Genomic DNA, 22630 nt, shown 5'->3' on the forward strand with positions numbered 1-22630 from the left:
AGGGGGCCCGGCGGGCCAGGGGGCGGGTCCGGATGCGGTCGGGGCGGTCAGGAGACCATCGCGTCCAGCAGCAGGGGCTGCACCTTGCCGTCGAGCATCGCGCCGAGCCCCTCGACCGCGCAGACGTCGGGGTGGTCGGCGATGTTCAGCGGCATACCGGTGGCCTCCCGCAGCATCGTGTCGAACCCGGGCAGCACCGCGCTTCCGCCGGCCAGCATGATGCCGCGGTCGGCGAGGTCGGCCACCAGATCGGGCGGACAGCGGCGCAGCACCGTGCCGATGGCGTCCAGCACTCCGGTGAGGGGGGTGCGGATGGCGCTCCGGACGCTCCCGACGTCGATCCGTACGGTCCGGGCGAGCCCCGTGGCCACGTCCCGGCCGTGCACCTCGGTGCTGGGCGGCGCCGGTGCGCCGTCCGCGCTGTTCTTGAGCAGCAACTGCAGCGGGCGGACGGCCTGGCTGGGCAGCATCAGAGCGTGCTCATTGCGCAGATACTGGACGACCGCGTGGTCCACGGTCTCCCCGCCCACCGGCACCCGCTCGGCGGCCACGATCGAGCCCAGCGACAGGACCGCGACGTGGGTGGTGGCCGCGCCGCACACCACGATCATCGTCGCCTCGGGCCGTTCCACCGGCAGACCGCAGCCCACGGCGGCGGCGATCAGGGTGTCCACCAGCTCGACCCGCTTGGCTCCGATACCGGTGAGCGTCTCCACGGCGGCGCGCTGGGCGAGCGGGTCGGCGTCGTGCTGCACGCAGACGGCGGCGCTCACCAGCGGGCGGCGCCGCCAGGCGCGCCGCAGCTTGTTGCCCAGCAGCAGCCGCAGCATCCGCTGGGCCATGTCGATGTCGACGACGGTGCCGTTGGAGACCGGCCGTACGACGCGGATGTGCTCGGGCGTCCGCCCGGTCATCCGCTCCGCCAGCGCGCCGACCGCGATGAGCCCGCCGGTGTGGGTGTTCACGGCGGCGACGGTCGGCTCGTCGACGATGAGCCCGGTACGCCTGAGGTAGACACGCGTTCTGGCCGCGCCGAGGTCGACGGCGATGGAGCAGCGGCGCAGTGCCTCGAGGCTGATGGTCATGGCAGGTCTCCCCTGTGGGCGGCGTGGCGGGCCGCCGCCCGGCGGCCCTCCGCTCTCATCGTGTGGGGACGATCAGGGCCGCTGCCTGCGGGGCTGAGCCGGTCGGGGGAGCGACTGCCCCCTGGGCTCTGCGCGGTGGATCTTTGCGGGCCCGCGACGCCTCGCACGGCGCGCACCCCGGTTACGGCTGGACCACTGGGGCTGCACCCTGCATCGGATGCCGGATGCCGGATGCCGGATGCCGGATGCCGGATGCCGCATGCCGGCTGCCGGATGCCCCGGGGCGTCAGCCGCTGATGCCGCAGGCGCGAGGATTCACCGGACAGGACCTGGGCCGCCTACTTCGCGTCCGCGTAGCACTCCACCGCCGCCATCGTGAGGGGGAACCGCACCGGTGTCGGTCCGAAGGCGATCCGCCCGGCCGTCTCGCCCGCCTCGGCGATGGCCTCCCGGACCGTGTCGGCCTCCTCCTTGGGGCAGTGCACGATCACCTCGTCGTGCTGGAAGAAGGCGATCTCCGCGCGCAGCCCCGCCCCGGTCAGCGACCGCCGCAGCGCGGCGAGCATCAGCAGGGCCCAGTCGGCGGCGCTGCCCTGCACCACGAAGTTCCGGGTGAACCGGCCCCGCGCGCGGGCGCTCGCCGTGCTGCCGTACGACGGCTCCTCCTGCTCCCGGGGCAGCCCCGCCTCGTCCGGCTCCCCGGCGGCGCCGCCCACGGGCGGGCAGGTGCGGCCGAGCCAGGTGCGCACCAGCCGGCCCTCCTCGCCCGCGCGGGCCGCCTCGTCCACATACGCCACCGCCGCCGGGAAGCGCCGCCGCAGGGCGGCGAGATGCTTCAGGCCGTCGCCGGAGGTCTGGCCGTACACCGCGCCCAGCAGCGCCAGCTTGGCCAGCTCGCGGCGGCCGGAGAAGGCGCGGTCGGACAGCGTCGCGTACAGATCCCGGCCGCTGCCCGCGACCTCCATCAGCCCGGGGTCGCGGGAGATCGCGGCGAGCACCCGGGGCTCCATCTGGTCGGCGTCGGCCACCACCAGCCGCCACCCCGGATCGGCCACCACCGCGCGCCGCACCACCTTGGGGATCTGCAGCGCCCCGCCGCCATTGGTGGTCCAGCGGCCGGAGACGGTGCCGCCGGGCAGGTACTCCGGGCGGAAGCGGCCGTCGCGCACCCACGACTGGAGCCAGGCCCAGCCGTGGGCGGTATGCAGCCGGTACAGCTTCTTGTAGCGCAGCAGCGGCTCGACGGCGGGGTGGTCGATCCGCTCGAGCTCCCAGGCGCGGGTCGAGCCGAGTACGATGCCCGCGCGGGCGAACGCCTTGACGACCTCGGCGGGCAGATCGGGCCGGACCCGGGTGCCGAAGGCGCGCGAGACCTCGTCGGCCAGCTCGACCAGGCGCTGCGGCTCCAGACCGCCCGGATAGCGCTCGCCGAGCAGCTCGTCCAGCAGCCCCCGGTGGCGGTCGGCGCTCCAGGGCACCCCGGCGCGCCGCATCTCGGCGGCGATCAGCATCCCCGCCGACTCGGCGGTGGTCAGCAGCCGCATCCGGTCCGGGTGCTCGGCCGCCTCCGTACGGACGAGCTGCTCCGCGTACACCGCGAGCAGCGCTTCCAGCGGGTCGGCGCCCGGCGGCAGCGGCGGCGGACCGGGCTCGAACAGCGACGGCTGGCCTCCGGCCGCCCGGGGCGGCGGATCCTCGGGGACGGGCAGCCCGCGCAGCCGCGCCCAGGCGGCGACGAGCGAACGCGGTGCGCCCGAGCGCCCCTCATGGCCGAGGAGCAGCGCCTCGGCCGCCTCGATGTCATAGGCCCGCTCGACCCGGACCCCGGCGGCCAGCAGCCGCGGATAGACCTCGGCGGTGGACCGCCACACCCACCGGTCGGCCTCGGGGCGGGATCGCACGGCCTCCGCGATCCCGCCCTGGGCCGCCGTGACCTCGACTACCGGCCCGGCGGCCTTTCCCTGGGGGTCGAGCGGGCAGAGACGAACACCCCCGTCGTCCGTCTCCGCCGCCGCCCACCTCATGCCCGTGAGTCTCGCAGGGGGGTCTGACAACGCTCCGGCACGAGGCCCGCTCAACCCGGAGGGGGACCCGGACGTCATACATGACGACTGCTCTTCTTCACTCCGGGCAGGAGATGCCGGGTGTCGGGTGATCATGCAGATACGCATGGTGCACGTGCATCTGCCTGTGCATCTACCTGCGCATACGCAGATGCATTTGCCCATGCGTTTGCAAAGGAACGCAGCTATGATCCGAGACAGTTGACAGCTGCACGCATGCACGAACAGTGGAGAAGCCCTGTGCGCGACCACCCCTACAACGGCATGGCGGCCGCGGACCTCCAGGGGGTCGTCTGGCAGAAGAGCAGACACAGCAACTCCCAGGGTTCCTGTGTCGAGTTCGCCAAACTGCCCGGTGGGAACGTGGCTGTCCGCAACTCCCGGTTCCCCGACGGACCGGCGCTGATCTACACCCCGGCCGAGGTCGAGGCGATGCTGCTCGGCGCCAAGGACGGCGAGTTCGACCATCTTGCGCACGATTCGGCCGGTATGGGCTGATCGCCGCGGACGCGCGACACTGGTAGTGGCGAGCGGGGGCACCCGACTGATGTGAGACGGCGATGAGCGGCTCGGTCCGGGTCGGACACGTACTCGGGGTTCCACTGCGGATGCACTGGAGCGTCCCGGTGCTGATCGTCCTGCTCGCTTACGGGCTGGGCCGCGAGACGCTGCCCGCGTGGACCCCCGGCCGCACCGGCACCGTCTACGCCCTCGCGAGCGTCGTCGGCGCCGTGCTGCTGATGGGCAGCCTGCTGCTGCACGAGGCCGCGCACGCGGTCGCCGCCCGCCGTAAGGGCGTCTCGGTGGAGGACGTGACGCTGTGGGCGCTTGGCGGCATGACCAAGATGGGACGGCCCCGCACCGCCGGGGTCGCGTTCTGGGTGGCCGTCATCGGGCCGCTCACCAGCCTGGTCATCGGCGGTGTCACCCTCGGCGCGGGGATCGGGTTGCACACGCTCACCGGATGGGGGGTGCCGACCGCCGTTCTGATCTGGCTGGGCTGGGCCAATCTGCTGCTGGGCGTCTTCAATCTGCTGCCGGCCGCGCCGCTGGACGGCGGCCGGGTGGTGCAGGCGGCGATCTGGTGGCGCACCGGGGACCGGGAGCGTGCCGACCGGGCGGCGGGGCGCAGCGGCCAGATCCTCGGCGTGGCGCTCATCGCCATCGGCTGGATCTCCTTCCTGCGCGGAAACACCGGCGGGCTGTGGCTCTCGCTCATCGGCCTCTTCATGGTGATCATCGCCAACGCGGAGCGGCAGCGGGCCGGAGTCAATACGGCGCTGCGCGGGGTGCGGGTGGCGGACGCGATGTCGGCGCCGGTCGCCGCCGGGGCCGACTGGCTGACCGTGGGACGGTTCATCGACGACGTGGCGGCCCACTCCCGGCATTCGGTGATGCCGCTGCTGGACTTCGAGGGACAGCTCAGCGGGGCCGTCCGGCTGCGCGCGCTCGCGGCGGTGCCGGCCGGGGCCCGGGAGACCCAGCGGGTGCGCGATGTGGCGACGCCGCTGTCGCGGTGCACCGTGGCCGAGCCCGGTGAGCTGCTGAGCGAGGTGCTGGAGCGGGCGCGGCCGGGTGGCGGCGGTATGCCGGTGCTGGTGGTGGACCACGGGCAGCTGGAGGGGATCATCACGATGCACGATGTGAACCGGCTCTTCCAGCTGCACGGCCTGGGCATCACCACGGCCCCGCCGGAGTCCACCCGCCCCTGACCGCCTCTGCGGAGGAGGGGGCGCGTGCGCTAAGGCGTGGGGAGGCTTACGCCGGGGGGAGATGGAAGACGGCCCAGACGATCTTGCCGCGCGGGGTGCCCGGCAGCGGCTGCCAGCCCCAGCCGTCCGTGAAGGACTCCACGAGATGGAGCCCGCGCCCGGATTCCGCGCCGCAGCCCGCCTCGCCGGCCACCGGGCCCACCTCGCTGGGGTCGCGTACGACGCACACCAGCCGTGAGGGGCCGCGCATCAGATGGAGCCGCACCGGCCGCTCCGGCTCACCGGCCGTCGCCGCCGGGCCGGGCAGGGCATGCCGCAGCGCGTTGGTGACCAGTTCGGAGACGACGAGCGCCACTTCGTCGAGGAGTTCGGGGATGTTCCACTGCCGCAAGGTGGAGCCGGTGAACTGCCGGGCCCCCTTGACCGCCTCGAAGCGGGCGGGAAGCGCGCAGGAGACGGATCCGGAGACGGCGGAGGGATCGATCGCGGTAAGCCCTTGCCACAAGGGTTCCAGCAGGGCCGGACCTTCGCTCCCCATGCGAGCACTCCTGCATCCGTGGCCGTGACGAACTCTGGCCAGATTTCGTACCAGCTAGCACGTGCGCACAGCCTATGGTTCCGAATGCGCACGTCAGATGCAAGGGCAAATGCACGTGCACGCACATCAGTTGGTCCGAAACGATCGGTTTTAGTCGGATATCTGACTCCGTACACTGGCGTACAACCTCGGGCTGAGTAACGACACGCCTACGGCGCGGAGCCCGAACAGTGGCAGACTTCACCCTCAGAGGCTGCGGGGGCGCCGTTCGCAAGGATGCTTTCCGTACAGGGAGGATCGCGGAAATGGCCGCAGGCGAGTCGAGTGGATCGGTCGTGCGCCGTATCCTCCTGGGCTCTCAGCTCAGACGGTTGCGCGAGGCTCGCGGCATCACCCGCGAGGCGGCGGGCTATTCGATCCGTGCCTCCGAATCCAAGATCAGCCGCATGGAGTTGGGCCGGGTGAGCTTCAAGGCGCGGGACATCGAGGATCTGCTCACGCTGTACGGAGTCACCGACGACGCGGAGCGCGCGGCACTGCTCGGGCTCGTCCGCGAGGCCAATGTCGCCGGGTGGTGGCACAGTTACGGCGATGTGCTGCCCGGCTGGTTCCAGACCTATGTCGGCCTGGAGGGCGCCGCTTCCCATATCGGCTGCTACGAGGTCCAGTTCGTGCACGGTCTGCTGCAGACCGAGGGCTACGCCCACGCCGTGGTCACCCGCGGCCAGCCCCAGGCGTGCACCGAGGAGGTCGAGCGGCGGGTGGCGCTGCGCCTCGAGCGGCAGAAACTGCTGGTCTCCGAGCGCGCCCCGGCGTTCCATGTGGTGCTGGACGAGGCCGCGCTGCACCGCCCCTACGGCGGGCGCGGCGTGATGTCCGCCCAGCTGCGCCATCTGATCACGGTCTCCGAGTATCGACATGTGACGCTCCAGGTGATGCCGTTCGCCTTCGGCGGGCACGCGGGGGAGAGCGGGGCGTTCACCCGGCTGCGCTTCCCGGAGTCCGACCTCCCCGACATCGTCTATCTGGAACAGCTCACCAGCGCGCTCTATCTGGACAAGCGCGACGAGGTCTCCCAGTACGAGCGGGTGCTGGAGCGGCTCAGCGCGGACGGCCTCTCTCCGGAGAAGAGCCGGGATTTGCTCCGAGGGCTCCTTCACGACGCCTGACTCGTCAGTAGGATGACGTTCTGTCAGGAATACCCCCCACCCGTGCGCGGCTGTCGGAGCGCGGCACCGCGTCCTGCAGATAGGGATGGCATGTCCTACTTCTCCGAGTTGGCCCTTCAGTTCATCGACGGTGAGTGGCGCGGCGGAAGCGGTTCCTGGGACATCGTCGACTTCAACCCCTACAACGGGGAGAAGCTGGCCTCCATCACCGTGGCGACCGTCGAGGAGGTGGACCTGGCCTACCGGGCGGCCGAGCGGGCACAGCCGGAGTGGGGCGGCACCAACCCCTATGCCCGGCGGGCGGTCTTCGAGCGGGCGCTGCGGATCATCGAGGACCGCGAGAAGGAGCTCACCGAGACGATCATCGCGGAGTGCGGCGGCACCCATGTGAAGGCGGGCTTCGAGCTGCATCTCGCCAAGGAGTTCCTGCGGGAGGCGGTCCATTTGGCGCTGCGGCCCGAGGGTCGCATCCTGCCGTCGCCGGTCGACGGCAAGGAGAACCGCCTCTACCGGCTGCCGGTGGGTGTGGTCGGCGTCATCAGCCCGTTCAACTTCCCCTTCCTGCTGTCGCTGAAGTCGGTCGCCCCCGCGCTGGCGCTCGGCAACGCCGTCGTCCTCAAGCCGCACCAGAACACCCCGGTCTGCGGCGGTGGTCTGGTCGCCAAGATCTTCGAGGAGGCCGGGCTGCCCGCCGGGCTGCTCAATGTCGTGGTCACCGACATAGCGGAGATCCGCGACGCCCTGATCGAGCACCCCGTACCGAAGGTGATCTCCTTCACCGGCTCCGACAAGGTCGGCCGGCATGTCGCCACCGTGGCCGCCTCCCACTTCAAGCGCACGGTCCTGGAGCTGGGCGGCAACAGCGCGCTGGTCGTGCTCGACGACGCCGACCTGGACTACGCGGTCGACGCGGCCGTCTTCAGCCGCTTCGTCCACCAGGGGCAGGTCTGCATGGCGGCCAACCGGGTGCTGGTGGACCGGGCGGTGGAGCGGGAGTTCACCGAGAAGTTCGTGGCCAAGGTGGAGACGCTGAAGGTGGGCGACCCGGGCGATCCCACCACCCACATCGGCCCGCTGATCAACGAGGGCCAGGCCGAGGCGATCGCCTCGCTCGTCGAGCAGACGATCGCCGATGGCGCCACCGCGCTGGTGCGGGGGCGCACCGAGGGCACCCTGATGGGGCCGACCGTGCTCAGCGGGGTCCCGGAGGGCGCGGCGATCCTCGGGCAGGAGATCTTCGGCCCGGTGGTGACGCTGATTCCGTTCGACGGCGACGAGGAGGCCGTCCGGATCGCCAACGACACGGACTACGGGCTCAGCGGGGCCGTACACACCGGGGACATCGAGCGCGGGGTGCGGTTCGCCCAGCAGGTCCACACCGGCATGATCCATGTGAACGACAGCACGGTCCACGACGAGCCGATCGTGCCGTTCGGCGGGGAGAAGCACTCCGGTCTCGGACGGCTCAACGGGGAATCGATGATCGAGGACTTCACCACCACCAAGTGGATCTCCATCCAGCACGGCCGGAGCCAGTTCCCGTTCTGAGCCGGGGATGAAGACGCGCGCCGACACGCGGACAGAAGCTGACCGCAAGCCTTCCTAGCGTGGGGTTCATCGAAGGGCGCCGGACCCGGGCGCCCTCCAGATGAGAGGCGGCAGCCATGCCCGTGATCGTGAACCCCGAGGCATGTAACGACGAGCGCGGTGCGCTGCTCGCGTACCTGGACGCGCAGCGCGGCGGCATCCGGCGCTCGGTGCACGGCCTGACCGAGGAGCAGGCCCGCAGCGCTCCCAGCGCGAGCGCGCTCTCGCTGGCCGGGGTGCTCAAGCACGTGGCCACGGGCGAGCGCGGCTGGCTGCGCGTCCTCCAGGGCAAGGTGGGGGACCCCAAGGACATGATGGCCGAGTGGGAGCACACCTTCGAGCCCACCGAGGACGAGACGGTGGAGGCGATGCTCGCCCTGTACGAGGAGGTGGCGCGCGAGACCGACGAGGCGGTGCGGGCCCTGCCGTCGCTGGACGCGACCTTCGAGGCTCTCCGGCTCCCCTGGGACGAGGGGGGCACCCGCACCTGGCGCTGGGCCATCCTCCATCTGATCGAGGAGCTCGCCCGGCACGCCGGTCACGCCGACATCATCCGCGAGACGATCGACGGCAAGGGCGCCTTCGACCTGGTCTTCGAGACCGGGGCGATGCCGGAGCCGGACTGGTCGATCCTGGAGCGGTGATCCGCCGGGCCCGGCGACGGCCTAGCCTGGTCACGGCGGGGCCGGGACCAGGATGGAGAAGAGCGGGCGATGTCAGCGATCCGGTTGCTGGTGCTGGGGGCCGTGCGCCAGCACGGGCGGGCGCACGGCTATCAGGTCCGTAACGACCTGGAGTTCTGGGGTGCGCATGAGTGGTCCAACGCCAAACCCGGCTCGATTTACCACGCCCTCAAACAGATGGCCAAACAGGGCCTGATGCGCGCGCACGACGTCGCGCCGAGCACGGTCGGCGGGCCGCCGCGGACCGAGTACGAGCTGACCGAGGTGGGCGAGGAGGAGTACTTCCGGCTGCTGCGGGATGCGTTGCTGCGCCATGACCAGAAGATCGACGAGCTGACGGCCGGGGTGGGTTTCATCGTCGACCTGCCCCGTGCCGAGGCGATCGCCCTGCTGAAGCAGCGGGTGGCGGCGCTGGAGGAGTGGCGGGCCGAGGTGACCCGGCACTGGACGCCACCGGATGGCACCCCCGAGGAGTGGGGCCATATCGGCGAGATCATGAAGTTCTGGGTGCACTCCGCGGACAGCGGCGCGGAGTGGACCCGTGGGCTGATCGAGCGGCTCGAGGGCGGGGCGTATGTGATGGCGGGCGAGGGGGAGCGCTCGGTGGAGGTGCTGCCGGACGGCGTCCCCAACCCGTTCGCCGTGCCCGACGCGGACTGAGGAAGGCCATGCCGAGGGAGGACGGCTGGCGGTCCTCGCTATTAATCAAGTTTGACTAGCGGCAGTCGCGGGCAGTACGTTCCGGTCCCCGTAGTCAAACTTGACTACGGGACCCGGGGAAGCGCAGAAGGCCCCGGAGAAGCACAGAAGGAGAGGGGAAGGCCTTGGCCGACAGCGATCCCGCGATCGTCGTCGAGGGACTACGGAAGACCTACCGGGACAAACAAGCCCTCGCCGGGCTCGACCTGACCGTCCCGCAGGGCAGCGTGCACGCCGTGCTCGGCCCCAACGGCGCGGGCAAGACCACCTGCGTACGGATCCTGGCCACCCTGCTGCGGCACGACGGCGGCCGGGCCGAGGTCGCCGGGTACGACGTGCTGCGCGACCCCGACCAGGTCCGCTACCGCATCGGCCTGGTCGGGCAGCACGCCGCGGTGGACGAGGAGCTGAGCGGACGGCAGAACCTGGAGATGTTCGGCCGCCTCTACCACCTGGGCGGTCGGCAGGCGGCAGCCCGGGCGGACGAGCTGCTGGAGCGGTTCGGCCTGGCCGGCACCGGCACCAAGGCCGTCAGCCAGTACAGCGGCGGGATGCGGCGCAGGCTGGACCTCGCGGCGAGCCTCGTCATGCGGCCGCGGATCCTCTTCCTGGACGAGCCGACCACCGGGCTCGACCCCCGGGGCCGTACGGAGGTGTGGAACGCGGTCCGTTCGCTGGTGGACGGCGGTACGACCGTGCTGCTCACCACCCAGTACCTGGAGGAGGCGGATCAACTCGCCGACCGCGTCTGCGTGATCGACGGCGGGCGGGCCATCGCCGACGGGACCGCCGACGAGCTCAAGGCCCGGCTCGGCGGGGACCGTATCGAGGTGGTGCTGCGCGACGCGGGCCAACTGCCCGCCGCCGCCTCGGTCGTGGGCAGGGCGACCCGCGCCGGTGAGGTCGAGACCGACCCCGACCGCCGGCGGCTCGGCGCGCGGGTCACCGACCGGGTCGCCGCGCTCACCGAGACCGTACGGGCGCTGGCGGCGGCCGGGATCGAGGCGGAGGACATCGTGCTGCGCCGCCCCACCCTCGACGAGGTCTTTCTGCATCTCACCGGGGAACCGGCCACGGCGGAGAGGTCCAAGGCGGACACGGACAAGAAGGAGGAGACCCCCGTATGACGACCGCGACCCTCATCGACTCCTGGACCATGACCCGCCGCGGACTCGCCCACTGGGCCCGGCAGCCCGTCCAGGTGGTCGTTCAGCTGGTCTTCCCGGTGATGATGCTGCTGATGTTCGCCTACTTCCTCGGCGGCGGGATGACCGTCCCGGGCGGCGGTGACTACAAGGACTTCCTGGTGCCGGGCACGCTCGCGCTCACCATGGTGTTCGGCCTCGAAGGGACGATGCTCGCCATCACCCAGGACCTCAACAAGGGCGTCATCGACCGCTTCCGCTCGATGCCGATGGCCCGCTCGGCGGTCCTGGCCGGGCGCAGCGTGCTGGACATGCTCCAGTCGGCGCTCGGTCTGTTCGTCCTGCTCGGGGTCGGTCTGGCGATGGGCTGGCGCTGGCACGGCGGACTCGGCGACGGGCTTCTCGCCGTCGGGCTGCTGCTGTGGCTGCGCTTCGCGATGCTGTGGCTCGGGATCTTCCTGGGCATGGCCGCCGGACGCCCGGAGATGGTGCAGGCGGTACAGATCCTGGTCTGGCCGGTGGGCTTCCTCTCCAATGTCTTCGCCTCGCCCGAGACCATGCCCGGCTGGCTCGGCGCCCTCGCGGTCTGGAATCCGATGTCGGCGACGGCCACCGCGATCCGCGATCTGTTCGGCGGCCCCGGTGGCGGCGGCGAGGGCTGGGCCGCGGACCATGCCCATCTCCTCGCCGTCTGCTGGCCACTGGGGCTGATCGCGGTCTTCGCGCCGCTGGCCGTGCGGCGTTACGGGCGGCTCAGCCGCTGACGACGGCCCGGGCCCGGACCGCCGGCCCCGGCCGGACCGCTCAGCCGCTGACGACGGCCCGGGCCCGGCTCTCTGACCCCGGCCGGACCCGGAGCCGGCCACACCACTGCCGGGCGCCCGGCGGGTCACACCCCCACCGGTCGTCGCCGGTTGCGGATACGGTGCATATATGGGGAACGACAGGTCGGGCACGGGGGCGGAGACGGTGAGCGGGCCCGGATACGCCCTGCTGCTCGCCGCCGGCCCGGCCGGCAAACAGCGACTGATGGACGCGGCCGCCGCGCTGCCTCAGCTCGCCGCCGTACCGCCGGCGGCGCTGCTGGGCACGCCCGGCGGCGCCAGCATCGTCCAACTCGTGGACCCGGCCGATCCGCAGACCGTGCTGACGCATCTGCGCACCGCCGCCGCGCATCCCGGTCCGGTGCTGGTCCATCTCGCGGGCCAGCTCACCCTCGACGCCAAACAGCGGCTGCCGCACCTGGCGTTGGCCCGTACGACGCCGAGGACCGCCCGCTATACGGCGCTGCCCTGGCACTGGCTGGCGGCCGAGCTCGGCCGGAGGCCGCCGGGCAGCACCGTCGTGGTCGCCGATCTGGTGGCCGACGAGACGGCGTGGCCGCCGCTGAGGGCCGCCGGGCCGTCCGGACTCGCGGCCGGGCTGACGCTGTACGGCACGGTGGCGCCCGCCCCGCCCAAGCGGGGAGCCCCGCCCAAGCGGGGGATGGCGACGCCGGACTACAGCCGGGCGTTCGCCGGGCTGCTGCGGGGCGCCGCAGAGCGCCCGCCGCTCGCGCTGCTGCACCAGCGGGCCGCGATGGAGGCCGGGTTGGGCAGCGGCCCCGAACTGCTGCTGGACGGCGCTGGGCCGGGTGAGGCGTATCCGGCCCCGGACGCCGCTTCTGGCCCGGAGGCCGCCGGATGGGCCGGGCAGACCGGCCCGGCTGGGGCAGCCGGGCCGGTGGCGGTCATGCCGCCGCGCATGCCGCCGGGCCCGCCCGAATCGTTCCTCTCCGCCGATCCCCGACCGGCTCCACCATCACTGCGCCCGCCCCAGCCGACGCACGCCCCCCTGCCCCCGCCGCCCAGGCGGGCGCCCGTGGCCGATCCGCTCGCCGCCACGCACGCGGCGATATTCGAGGCGGCCAACTCGGGGCGGCACAGCGAGGCCGCCTCGATGGCGGCCGCCTGGGAGCAGGAGGCCCTCCGGACCGCCGGTCCCCGGTCCGACGAGGCGATCCACTGGCTGGAGGTCCGGGCCGATCTCTCCCGTATCGCCGGGGACCCGGCCCGCGCCTGTGAGCTGTGGCTCGCGGTGGCGGAGGCGCGGCTGGGCAACGGGGAGCCGGTCGGCCACCCCGAGGTCGAGGGGGCCGTGGACCGGGCGCACCACCAGTGGCAGTTCGTGGCGGACCGGGCCAGGGCCAGCGCCCTCGCCCCGCCGCTGATGGAGCTGCGGAACAGGGTGCCCGGCCGCAAGCCCGGCGCGCTGGAGGCGGTCCGGCGCCGGGCCGAGCTGCTGCGGGCCCCGGCCCGCACGCGCTGACCGCCGTCGTTCCCAGGACCGGAGACACCGGGCTCAGTGGTGGAACGCCTTGGCGGTCTTCCCCATGGGCGCGGGCTGTGACCGCAGCTCCGGCAGCAGCGACCCCAGGTCGTTCAGGAAGAGATCGGCGAGGTCTTCCGAGAAGCCGTTGCGGCACACCACCCGCAGCACGGACAGGTCCTCCCGTTTGGGCGGGAAGGCGTACGCGGGCACCAGCCAGCCGCGTTCGCGCAGCCGCCGCGAGACGTCGTAGACATCGAAGGTGCCGCCCCCCTCCGCCGTGGTGAACGCGAACACCGGGAGCTGGTCACCGCGGCTGAGCAGGGTGAAGTCCCCGAACGCCTCGATCCGCTCGGCGAGCGAGCGCGCCACATCGCGGGTCTGCTGCTGGACGGCGCGGTAGCCCTCCCGGCCCAGCCGCACGAAGGTGTAGTACTGGGCGGCCACCTGGGAGCCGGGGCGGGAGAAGTTGAGCGCGAACGTCGGCATGTCGCCGCCCAGGTAGTCGACGCGGAAGACCAGCTCCTCGGGCAGTGCGTCCGCCGTACGCCACAGCGCCCACCCCACCCCGGGGTAGACCAGGCCGTATTTGTGCCCCGAGGTGTTGATGGAGGCGACCCGCGGCAACTGGAAGTCCCACACCAGGTCCTGGTCGAGAAACGGCGCGACCATCGCGCCCGAGGCGCCGTCCACATGCACCGGGATGTCCAGGCCCGTGCGCTCCTGGAGGCCGTCCAGCGCCCGGCACACCTCGGCGACGGGTTCATACGAGCCGTCGAAGGTGGAGCCGAGGACCGTCACGACCCCGATGGTGTTCTCGTCGCACAGCTCGGCGGCGGCCTGGGGATCGAGATGGAACCGGTTGCCCTCCATGGGCACCTGGCGCGCCTCCACCTCCCAGAAGTCGCAGAACTTCTCCCAGCACACCTGGACATTGGTGCCCATGACCAGGTTGGGGCGGGCGGTCGCCGGATAGCTCACCGGATTCCGCTTGGCCCAGCGCCGCTTCAAGGCCATTCCGGCCAGCATGCACGCCTCGCTCGACCCCGTGGTGGAGCAGCCCACGGCCGTGTTCGGGTCGGGTGCGTGCCACAGATGGGCGAGCATCACCACACACCGCCGTTCCAGTTCGGCGGTGCGCGGGTACTCATCCTTGTCGATCATGTTCTTGGCGAAGCAGTCGGCCATCAGCCTGCCCGCCTGCGGCTCCATCCACGTGGTGACGAAGGTGGCCAGATTCTGGCGGGCGTTGCCGTCCAGCATCAGCTCGTCATGGACGAACTGATACGCGGTCGTGGGCGCCATCGGCTCTTCCGGGAGGCAGTGGTGCGGGGGCCTGCCGGTCAGCCCGCTCACCGGATTGGCCTCGCCGTAGAGCGGATTGACGGAGAACTCGGAGCGATTGCCCCTGTGGGGCGGGGTGGGGGTGCCCTTATGAAGTGCCATCTTCGTTAAATTAGGGGCATATCGGTGATACGCCCCGATACCGCGCCGTGCCCCTCATCCCGCGCCCCGCCCTCGCTGCCCCGCGCCCGCCCTCGCTACCCCGCGCTGCTGAGCGACAGCTTCGCCGCGAAGCCGAGGAACGCCGCGCCCGCGGCCGCCGAGAGCCCCGCCCTCAGCCGCCGGCGCCGCCGGAAGGTGGCCGCCAGATACGTACCGCTGAAGATCAGCACCGACAGATAGGTGATGCTGAACAACTGCGCCCAGGCGCCCAGCGCCAGGAAGGACAGCGCGGGATGGGCGTAGCTCGGATCCACGAACTGCACGAAGAAGGAGATGAAGAAGAGGATCGCCTTCGGGTTCAGCAGGCTGATGACCAGCGCCCTGCGGTACGGGCGCTCGCCCTCCGCGGACCCCTTGGCCGCGTCCGCCGACTCCATGGAGGCATCCGCGGACTCCATGGCCGCGTCCGCGGCCCCGTCCGCGTTCCCCGTCCGGCGGCGCCACAGTGCCCGCGCCCCCCGCAGCATGCCCACCGCCAGCCAGGTCAGATAGCCCGCGCCCGCGAACTTGACCACCGCGAAGAGCACCGGGCTGGCGTTCAGCAGCGAGGCCACCCCGCCCGCCGACAGCGCCATCAGCACGGTGTCCCCGCACAGCACCCCGGCCGCCGCCCGATAGCCGGTACGGGGGCCGCGGCGGGCCGCGACCGACACCACATACAGCGAATTGGGGCCCGGCAGCAGGATGATCAGCGCCAGACCGGCCAGATAGGTCGAAAGATCGGTTATCCCCAGCACAATCGGCAGGATGACAGCCGCCCGCCGCGCCGCCCAGCGGGTTTCGCCATCCGGACTTGCACCTCACGCGACGTAAGGGCGCACCGTGGAACCCGTACCGAACTGAAGGAGAGCGGATCAGGCCATGAGCTACTCCGTGGGACAGGTCGCGGGCTTCGCCGGCGTCACGGTGCGCACGCTGCACCACTACGACGAGATCGGGCTGCTGCGCCCCGGCGCCCGCAGCGCGGCCGGGCACCGGCGTTACGACGACGCCGACCTCGACCGGCTGCAGCGGATCCTGTTCTACCGGGAGCTGGGCTTTCCGCTCGAAGAGGTGGCGGTGCTGCTCGACGACCCGGATATCGATCCGCAGGCCCACCTGCGGCGTCAGCACCGGCTGCTGACCGACCGGATCGAGCGGCTGCGGAAGATGGCCGCCGCCGTCGAACAGGCCATGGAGGCGCGGAAGATGGGCATCAATCTGACCCCCGAGGAGAAGTTCGAGGTCTTCGGGGACTTCGACCCGGACGAGCACCAGGAGGAGGTCGAGCAGCGCTGGGGGAACACCGAGGCGTACAAGGAGTCCCAGCGCAGGGCCGCCTCGTACACCAAGGAGGACTGGAAGCGGATCCAGGAGGAGGCGGACGAACTCAGCAACCGCTTCCTCGCGCTGATGGGCGCGGGCACCCCGCCGACGTCCGAGGCGGCGATGGACCTCGCCGAGGAGCACCGGCAGGGGATCAGCCGGAACCACTACGAATGCGGCCATGAGATGCACGCCTGCCTGGGCCGGATGTACGTCTCGGACCACCGCTTCACGGAGAACATCGACAAGGCCGGGCCGGGGCTGGCCGGCTACCTCCGGGACGCGATCCTCGCCAACGCGGAGCGGCACGCCTAGGGGCATTCCTGGAGGGTGGGGCCGAGGGCGGGCGTCCTGGGCGGTGGGAACCAAGGGCAGGCACACGGCGTTGATAGCTTTGGGCGGCACACTGCGAAGAACGCTTCGGTTCCGCCCCGACCCTGCGGCCGGGCCTCGCACGCGCCTGCTTCCCTCGACCCAGGAGCCTCCCACCCGTGAACACCCTCGCGCTCGGCCCTCAGTGGCTGGACCCGGACTATCTGATCGAAACCTTCGGTCTGCTCGGCGTCCTGGCCATCGTTTTCGCGGAGTCCGGTCTGCTCATCGGCTTCTTCCTGCCGGGCGACTCGCTGCTCTTCACCACCGGCCTGCTGGTGACCACCGATGTGATCAAGCAGGATCTGTGGCTGGTGTGCGTGGCCGTCGCGGTCGCGGCGATCGTCGGTGACCAGGTCGGCTATCTCTTCGGCCGGAAGGTGGGGCCGTCGCTGTTCCGGCGCCCCGACTCCAAGCTCTTCAAACAGGAGAACGTGGAGAAGGCGCATGAGTTCTTCGAGAAGCACGGGCCGAAGTCGCTGATCCTGGCCCGCTTCGTGCCCATCGTGCGGACGTTCACGCCGATCATCGCGGGCGTGAGCCGGATGAACTACCGCTCGTTCATCATCTTCAACATCATCGGCGGCGTGCTGTGGGGCACCGGCGTCACCCTGCTGGGCTCGGCGCTCGGGAAGGTCGCCTTCGTCCATGAGCACATCGAGCTGATGCTGATCGCGATCGTGCTGCTGTCGATCGTCCCGATCGTGATCGAGTTCCTCCGGGCCCGCGGCAAGGCGAAGAAGGAGGCCGCCGCGGAGCCGGATCCGCAGGGCCCGGCCTCGGGTGCCTCCTCCCAGGGGCCGCGCGGGCGCCACGCCAAGCGCTGACGACGAGCGCCGGGGCCGCCCCGGCGTCTCCCGCCGCCGTGGCGCTCCCCGTCACCCCGGCGTCTCCCGTCTCGCCTGCACCTCGTTCACCTGCATTCACGCCTGTCACACACACCCGCCCCCACTCCCCCTCGGCGGTCACCGCCCCGCACAATGGGCTCCGGTGGCCGCCGATGCTGCATCCTTGGCTGCTGGGAACCGTACGGGGAGGGCTGGTGAGGAGCGAGGAGACGTGAGGCCGGACCGTCAGCAGACGCCGCGCGGTGCGAGCGCGGTGGACACGGACACAGGGGAGAACCAGAAGCCCCAGTCCGACGAGGCGCACAGCGCCTTCACCCCTCCCCTCGGCATACCCATGCCGCCTCCGCCCGAGGACGAGCACCCGACATCGGAGTTCGCTGTCCCCGGCGGGCTGACGGCGGAGACCGCCGTCGAACCCGAGGGCTCGGCCTTCGTGCCGCCCCCCGGGGTGAAGACCCCGTCGAACAACCAGACCACGGGCGGTTTCCCCGCCGTCACCCCGCCGAATGGCTTCCCCGTCGTCAGGCTGACCAAGGACGCCCCTTGGCAGGACCGGATGCGCACGATGCTGCGCATGCCGGTCAGCGAGCGTCCGACGCCCGAGCGCGTCGAGCAGCAGGACGAGACCGGGCCGGCCGTGCCGCGTGTGCTCGACCTCACCCTCCGCATCGCCGAGCTGCTGCTCGCGGGCGGCGAGGGGGCCGAGGACGTCGAGGCGGCGATGCTCGGCGTGGCGCACGCGTACGGGCTCGACCGCTGCGAGCCGACCGTCACCTTCACCCTGCTGTCGGTCAGCTACCAGCCCTCGCTGGTGGACGACCCGGTCACCGCCAGCCGGACCGTGCGGCGCCGGGGCACCGACTACACCCGGCTGTCCGCGGTCTTCCGGCTGGTGGACGACATCACCTCGCAGGAGGAGTTCACGCTGGAGGAGGCGTACCGGCGGCTCGCCGAGATACGCCGTAACCGCCACCCCTACCCGGGCTGGGCACTCACCGTGGCGGGCGGCGGGCTGGCCGGCGCGGCGAGCATGCTGGTCGGCGGTGACTGGCCGGTCTTCTTCGCGGCGGCCATCGGCGCGATGTTCGGCGACCGGCTGGCGTGGCTGGCCTCGGGGCGCGGGCTTCCGGAGTTCTACCAGTTCGTGGCCGCGGCGATGCCGCCCGCCGCGATGGGCGTGGCGCTCAGCCTCATGAACTCCGGACTTCAGGCGTCCGCCGTGATCACCGGTGGGCTGTTCGCACTGATCCCGGGGCGGGCGCTGGTCGCGGGCGTCCAGGACGGGCTGACCGGCTACTACATCACCGCGGCGGCCCGCCTGCTGGAAGTCGGCTATCTGATCGTGGGCATCGTGTGCGGGGTGCTCACGGTGCTCTACGGGGGCGTCCAGCTCGACGCCAAGCTGAACCCGGAGGCGGCGCTGCGCCATGTGGAGCGGCCGGTGATCCAGATCCTGGCGGCGATGCTGCTCGCGCTGACCTTCTGCATCCTGCTCCAGCAGGAACGTCACACCGTGTTGTTCGCCACGCTCAACGGCGGGGTCGCCTGGGTGGTCTACGGTGCGCTGGCCGACACCGCCGACATCCCGCCGGTGGCCGCCACGACCGTGGCCGCCGGGCTGGTCGGCCTCTTCGGCCAGTTGCTCTCGCGCTATCGGTACGCCTCGGCGCTGCCGTACGTCACGGCGGCGATAGGGCCGCTGCTGCCCGGTAGCGCGACCTACTTCGGCCTGCTCGCCCTGGCCCAGGGCAACCTGGACCGCGGCATTCCGTTCCTCACCCAGGCGGCGGCGCTGGCCCTGGCGATCGCCATAGGGGTGAACCTGGGAGGCGAGGCCGCGCGCCTCTTCCTGAAGACCCCCGGCGCCACCACCGACCCCTCCGACCGCCGCGCCGCCAAGCGCACGAGGGGCTTCTGACGGGGGCCGCGCGGCCTGGGCCTGCGCCCGCCTGGGCCGCGCCCGTCCTGGCCGCGCTCACCCGGGGCCGCCGCCGCCCCGGGCCCGGAAACGCCGGAGGGCGGGACACCCACAGGGTGTCCCGCCCTCTCGCGTGGTCAGGACTCAGTGGCCGCCGGCGGCCTCGAGGCGCTTGATGGACGCCTCCACCTCGGCCTCGGCCTCGGCGCGGCCCACCCAGTTGGCCCCTTCGACCGACTTGCCCGGCTCAAGGTCCTTGTAGACCTCGAAGAAGTGCTGGATTTCCAGGCGATCGAACTCCGAAACGTGGTGAATATCACGCAGGTGCTCCACCCGGGGGTCCGAGGCCGGTACGCAAAGCAGCTTGTCATCGCCGCCCGCCTCGTCCGTCATCCTGAACATGCCGATGGCACGGCACTTGATCAGGCAGCCGGGGAACGTCGGCTCGTCGAGAATGACCAGTGCGTCCAGCGGATCGCCGTCCTCGCCGAGGGTGTTCTCGACGAAGCCGTAGTCCGCGGGGTAGCTGGTCGACGTGAAGAGTCGCCGGTCAAGACGGATGCGACCCGTCTCGTGGTCCACCTCGTACTTGTTCCGCGAACCCTTCGGGATCTCGATGGTGACGTCGAACTCCACGGGTGGCTCCTCCATGATCAACACATACGTCTGGTGATTAAGTGTCCCCCACGCAGGTGTGTGGTGGCGAAAGGGGCTGGTCGGTCGTGCCTGAAGCCCGATCGTGGCAGGTCAGGGAGTGGCTGAGTCACCGGCTGAGCCGTGGGCGACGCGAGTTCGACCGCGCGCGCGGTCGTGGGCTGCGCGAATGGGACCGCGTGCGCGCCCGTATCCGGCGCGAATGGCGGCGCACGCCCCGGGAGCAGCAGCGGACCTGGCAGTTGGTGACGGTCTCCGCCGCGACCGGTCTGGTGGTCGCCGTGGTGTCGGTGCTCGTGGCCGGGCCCTGGGACGGCGGACGGCGGACGGCCGAACGCGCCCGCGCCGCCGAGGACCGGGCCCCGGGCGACGGGCGTGACGGCGGCCCGGGGCGGCCCGCGCCCAGCGCCTCGCCCGTCCTGGCCGCGCTCGGCGCGCGCCCCGCGCCCCGGTCGCCGGACAGCGGCGGGGACGCCGTGCCGCCGCCCACCGGGGCGGGGCTCGCCGACACGCTCGAACCGCTGCTGGAGGATCCCGCGTTGGGCGATGAGCGCTCGGTGGCGGTGATGGACGTGACCACCGGTCAGCAGGTGTTCGGCAGCAAGGCGGGTACGGCCACGGTCCCCGCCTCGACGATCAAGCTCGCGACCGGTGCCGCGGCCCTCTCCGCGCTCGGCCCGGACCACCGCATCAGGACCAGCGTCGTGGCGGGCGCGGGCAAGGACGACATCGTGCTGGTCGGCGGCGGCGACCCCACGCTCACCGCGCGGGCCGTCAAGGGGGACGACCACCCCGCCGCACTCGGCCAGTTGGCCGACGCCACCGCCCGCGCCCTCAAGAAGCGCGGCGCGGGCCCCTACCGGCTCGGCTACGACACATCGCTCTACTCGGGGTCGAAGCTCCACCCGATTGGCCCCAACGAGAACCTCTCGCCCGTCGTCCCCCTGATGGCCGACGAGGGCCGTAAGGACGACAGCGACCATGGCCCGGCCCCGCGCGCCGAGGACCCGGCCGCCGACGCGGCCGGCACCTTCGCGTCGATGCTGCGCGACCGCGGTGTCGAGGTGAAGGGCGAGCCCGGCTCGCGCAAGGCCGCCAAGGGCGCCCGTACGGTGGCCTCCGTCCGCTCCCAGCCGCTGTCCTCGCTCGTCGAGCGGATGCTGACCAACAGCGACAACGACATCGCGGAGGCCCTGTCCCGGCAGACCGCCCTCGCGGCCGGCAAGCCCGCCAGCTTCGCGGGCGGGGCGAAGGCCGTGACCCAGCGGCTGCGCAAGCTCGGGCTGCCGCTGAGCGGTGCCCGGATCGCGGACGGCAGCGGGCTCGACCGCGCCGACCATGTGTCCGCCGGGCTGCTCGCCCAGGTGCTGGTGCGCGCCGCCGACCGCGACCACCCCCAACTGCGGTCGCTGCTCACCGGGCTGCCGGTGGCCGGTTTCAGCGGCACCCTGCGCACCCGCTACGCCCAGGACGCGGTCGGCCGGGGCGTGGTCCGCGCCAAGACCGGCACCCTCACCGGGGTCAACAGCCTCGCGGGCTCGGTCGTGGACGCGGACGGCCGGCTGCTGGTCTTCGCGTTCATGACCAACGGCACCACCGACGCCGACGGCGCCCAGCGCGCCCTGGACCGGATGGCCTCGGCCCTCGCCAACTGCGGCTGCCGCTGACCGCGAGGGCGACCCGGCCCGGCCGCGGGGGCGGCCGTGCCACGGTGGCCGCCGTAAGGCCACGAGGGTGACCCGGACGCGGGGTGGCCGCCTGTGCGGACCCCGGTGTCCTCCCGGATGGGGCGCGGGCCACGTACCGTGAAGCCATGACGAGCATCGGTGGTGTGGAGATGGTCGACTGGAATCTCGCGGTCGCGACCGCGACCCGGCTGGTACGCCCCGGGCCCGAGGTGAGTCGCGACGAGGCGCGTGCCGTCGTCGCGGAGCTGCGGCGGCACGCCAAGTCCTCGGAGGAGCACGTCCGCGCGTTCACCCGGATGGCCGTCTCCGGCGGCCCGGCCTCGGACACCCCCGTCCTCGTCGTGGACCGCGCGGGCTGGATCAAGGCCAATGTGGCGGGCTTCCGGCAGATCCTCAAACCGCTGCTCGGCAAGATGCAGGACCGGCGCGGCGGACTGCCCGGCGGGGCCGTGCTGGGCGCGGTCGGCGGCAAGGTGACCGGGGTCGAGCTGGGGATGCTGCTGTCCTTCCTCGCCTCCCGGGTGCTCGGCCAGTACGAGACCTTCGCGCCCGCGACCCGCGAGCTGCCCGGCTCCCCGGGCGGCGGCCGGCTGCTGCTGGTGGCGCCCAACATCGTCCACGTGGAGCGCGAACTCGACGTGGCCCCGCACGACTTCCGGCTGTGGGTCTCGCTGCACGAGGAGACCCACCGCACCCAGTTCACCGCCGTGCCGTGGCTGCGCGACCACATCGAGTCCGAGATCCAGGCGTTCCTCGGCGAGACCGACGTGGACCCGGCCACCCTGCTGGAGCGGGTCCGCGAGGCCTTCCAGTCGCTGAGCGGCGGCGGCCGTCCCGGTGACGAGGGGGACGAGGAGGACGGGCGCGGCGCGCCCAGCATCATCGAGCTGGTCCAGACCCCCTCCCAGCGGGAGATCCTGGCCCGGCTGACCGCGGTGATGTCGCTGCTGGAGGGGCACGCCGACTACGTCATGGACGGGGTGGGGCCGGAGGTCGTGCCGTCCGTCGCGGAGATCCGGGAGAAGTTCCAGAGGCGCCGGGCGAGCGGCGCGGGCCGCCTCGACCAGGCGCTGCGCAAGCTGCTGGGGCTCGACGCCAAGCTGCGGCAGTACCGTGACGGTGAGCGATTCGTCCGGGCCGTGGTGAACGAGGTCGGCATGGACGGTTTCAACCGTGTCTGGACCTCGCCCAACACCCTTCCGACCAAGGCGGAGATCAGCAAACCCGCCGAGTGGGTCGCGCGGGTGCACCGTAAGGCGGAGTCCTAGAACCGGCACACTCCCGGCACACGCGGAAACGGACGAACGCCCCCTTTAATCACTCGTCCGAGGGACCGTTGGCGACGGGTAGG

General features: G+C 71.9%; 20 protein-coding genes. 14 read left to right on the forward strand and 6 right to left on the reverse strand.

Annotated features, from left to right (window positions below; translation table 11 throughout):
• Window positions 1-47: 47 nt before the first annotated feature.
• The gene (locus J5X86_RS03415; protein ID WP_208515285.1) at window positions 48-1085 is read right to left on the reverse strand and encodes a rod shape-determining protein; all 1038 of its coding nucleotides are present in this window, start codon (window positions 1083-1085) and stop codon (window positions 48-50) included.
• A 338-nt stretch (window positions 1086-1423) separates the two neighbouring features.
• Window positions 1424-3109: a bifunctional 3'-5' exonuclease/DNA polymerase gene (locus J5X86_RS03420; protein WP_208515286.1), complete on the reverse strand. Its 1686-nt coding sequence runs from the start codon at window positions 3107-3109 to the stop codon at window positions 1424-1426.
• Window positions 3110-3364: 255 nt separating this feature from the next.
• Between J5X86_RS03420 and J5X86_RS03425 the strand changes: the two genes are divergently transcribed.
• Window positions 3365-3646 carry a DUF397 domain-containing protein gene (locus J5X86_RS03425; RefSeq protein WP_161560816.1) on the forward strand — a complete coding sequence of 94 codons (282 nt, stop codon included), beginning with the start codon at window positions 3365-3367 and terminating at the stop codon, window positions 3644-3646.
• Between the two features lie 62 nt (window positions 3647-3708).
• Window positions 3709-4860: a site-2 protease family protein gene (locus J5X86_RS03430; protein WP_208515287.1), complete on the forward strand. Its 1152-nt coding sequence runs from the start codon at window positions 3709-3711 to the stop codon at window positions 4858-4860.
• A gap of 46 nt (window positions 4861-4906) precedes the next feature.
• On the opposite strand, the gene J5X86_RS03435 is transcribed toward J5X86_RS03430, so the two are convergent.
• Window positions 4907-5398 (reverse strand): ATP-binding protein, encoded by a 492-nt coding sequence (locus tag J5X86_RS03435; protein ID WP_208515288.1) that lies wholly within the window; start codon window positions 5396-5398, stop codon window positions 4907-4909.
• Between the two features lie 305 nt (window positions 5399-5703).
• Here J5X86_RS03435 and J5X86_RS03440 point away from each other — a divergent pair, with 305 nt between their 5' ends.
• From J5X86_RS03440 to J5X86_RS03470, 7 genes are all read left to right on the forward strand, one after another.
• Complete coding sequence (locus J5X86_RS03440; protein WP_208515289.1) at window positions 5704-6567, forward strand: helix-turn-helix transcriptional regulator; 864 nt, start codon at window positions 5704-5706, stop codon at window positions 6565-6567.
• 90 nt (window positions 6568-6657) lie between these two features.
• Window positions 6658-8115, forward strand: coding sequence for an aldehyde dehydrogenase family protein (locus J5X86_RS03445; RefSeq protein WP_208515290.1), 1458 nt, complete (start codon window positions 6658-6660; stop codon window positions 8113-8115).
• Between the two features lie 116 nt (window positions 8116-8231).
• Window positions 8232-8798: a DinB family protein gene (locus tag J5X86_RS03450; RefSeq protein WP_208515291.1), complete on the forward strand. Its 567-nt coding sequence runs from the start codon at window positions 8232-8234 to the stop codon at window positions 8796-8798.
• 69 nt (window positions 8799-8867) lie between these two features.
• A complete protein-coding gene (locus J5X86_RS03455; RefSeq protein ID WP_208515292.1) occupies window positions 8868-9497 on the forward strand; it encodes a PadR family transcriptional regulator in 630 nt (209 codons plus the stop codon).
• A gap of 164 nt (window positions 9498-9661) precedes the next feature.
• The gene (locus J5X86_RS03460; protein WP_208515293.1) at window positions 9662-10663 is read left to right on the forward strand and encodes an ATP-binding cassette domain-containing protein; all 1002 of its coding nucleotides are present in this window, start codon (window positions 9662-9664) and stop codon (window positions 10661-10663) included.
• Window positions 10660-11445 carry an ABC transporter permease gene (locus J5X86_RS03465; protein WP_208515294.1) on the forward strand — a complete coding sequence of 262 codons (786 nt, stop codon included), beginning with the start codon at window positions 10660-10662 and terminating at the stop codon, window positions 11443-11445. Before J5X86_RS03460 ends, J5X86_RS03465 begins: the two co-directional genes overlap by 4 nt.
• Before the next feature lie 169 nt (window positions 11446-11614).
• Entirely contained in the window at window positions 11615-12988 is a 1374-nt protein-coding gene (locus tag J5X86_RS03470; protein ID WP_208515295.1) for a hypothetical protein, read from the forward strand.
• A 33-nt stretch (window positions 12989-13021) separates the two neighbouring features.
• On the opposite strand, the gene J5X86_RS03475 is transcribed toward J5X86_RS03470, so the two are convergent.
• Both J5X86_RS03475 and leuE read right to left on the reverse strand, forming a co-directional pair.
• Window positions 13022-14434 carry a glutamate decarboxylase gene (locus tag J5X86_RS03475; protein ID WP_208515296.1) on the reverse strand — a complete coding sequence of 471 codons (1413 nt, stop codon included), beginning with the start codon at window positions 14432-14434 and terminating at the stop codon, window positions 13022-13024.
• A gap of 95 nt (window positions 14435-14529) precedes the next feature.
• Window positions 14530-15231, reverse strand: a complete 702-nt coding sequence (leuE, locus tag J5X86_RS03480; protein ID WP_208515297.1) for a leucine efflux protein LeuE — start codon at window positions 15229-15231, stop codon at window positions 14530-14532.
• A 124-nt stretch (window positions 15232-15355) separates the two neighbouring features.
• Between leuE and J5X86_RS03485 the strand changes: the two genes are divergently transcribed.
• The 3 genes from J5X86_RS03485 to J5X86_RS03495 all read left to right on the forward strand — a co-directional run bounded on the left by J5X86_RS03485 (window position 15356) and on the right by J5X86_RS03495 (window position 18937).
• Window positions 15356-16114 (forward strand): MerR family transcriptional regulator, encoded by a 759-nt coding sequence (locus tag J5X86_RS03485; protein ID WP_208515298.1) that lies wholly within the window; start codon window positions 15356-15358, stop codon window positions 16112-16114.
• Window positions 16115-16290: 176 nt separating this feature from the next.
• The gene (locus tag J5X86_RS03490) at window positions 16291-16998 is read left to right on the forward strand and encodes a DedA family protein (protein ID WP_208515299.1); all 708 of its coding nucleotides are present in this window, start codon (window positions 16291-16293) and stop codon (window positions 16996-16998) included.
• A gap of 232 nt (window positions 16999-17230) precedes the next feature.
• Window positions 17231-18937, forward strand: coding sequence for a threonine/serine exporter ThrE family protein (locus J5X86_RS03495; RefSeq protein ID WP_208515300.1), 1707 nt, complete (start codon window positions 17231-17233; stop codon window positions 18935-18937).
• Between the two features lie 144 nt (window positions 18938-19081).
• On the opposite strand, the gene J5X86_RS03500 is transcribed toward J5X86_RS03495, so the two are convergent.
• Complete coding sequence (locus J5X86_RS03500; RefSeq protein ID WP_014061662.1) at window positions 19082-19573, reverse strand: inorganic diphosphatase; 492 nt, start codon at window positions 19571-19573, stop codon at window positions 19082-19084.
• Between the two features lie 86 nt (window positions 19574-19659).
• Here J5X86_RS03500 and dacB point away from each other — a divergent pair, with 86 nt between their 5' ends.
• Together dacB and J5X86_RS03510 are read left to right on the forward strand one after the other, a co-directional pair.
• On the forward strand, window positions 19660-21258 hold the full coding sequence (gene dacB / locus J5X86_RS03505) for a D-alanyl-D-alanine carboxypeptidase/D-alanyl-D-alanine-endopeptidase (protein WP_208515301.1): 1599 nt from the start codon (window positions 19660-19662) through the stop codon (window positions 21256-21258).
• A gap of 146 nt (window positions 21259-21404) precedes the next feature.
• Window positions 21405-22547, forward strand: a complete 1143-nt coding sequence (locus tag J5X86_RS03510) for a zinc-dependent metalloprotease (RefSeq protein WP_208515302.1) — start codon at window positions 21405-21407, stop codon at window positions 22545-22547.
• The last annotated feature ends 83 nt before the right edge of the window (window positions 22548-22630 follow it).

This window comes from Streptomyces sp. NEAU-YJ-81, assembly GCF_017592595.1.
GTDB classification, from domain to species: domain Bacteria; phylum Actinomycetota; class Actinomycetes; order Streptomycetales; family Streptomycetaceae; genus Streptomyces; species Streptomyces hygroscopicus_B.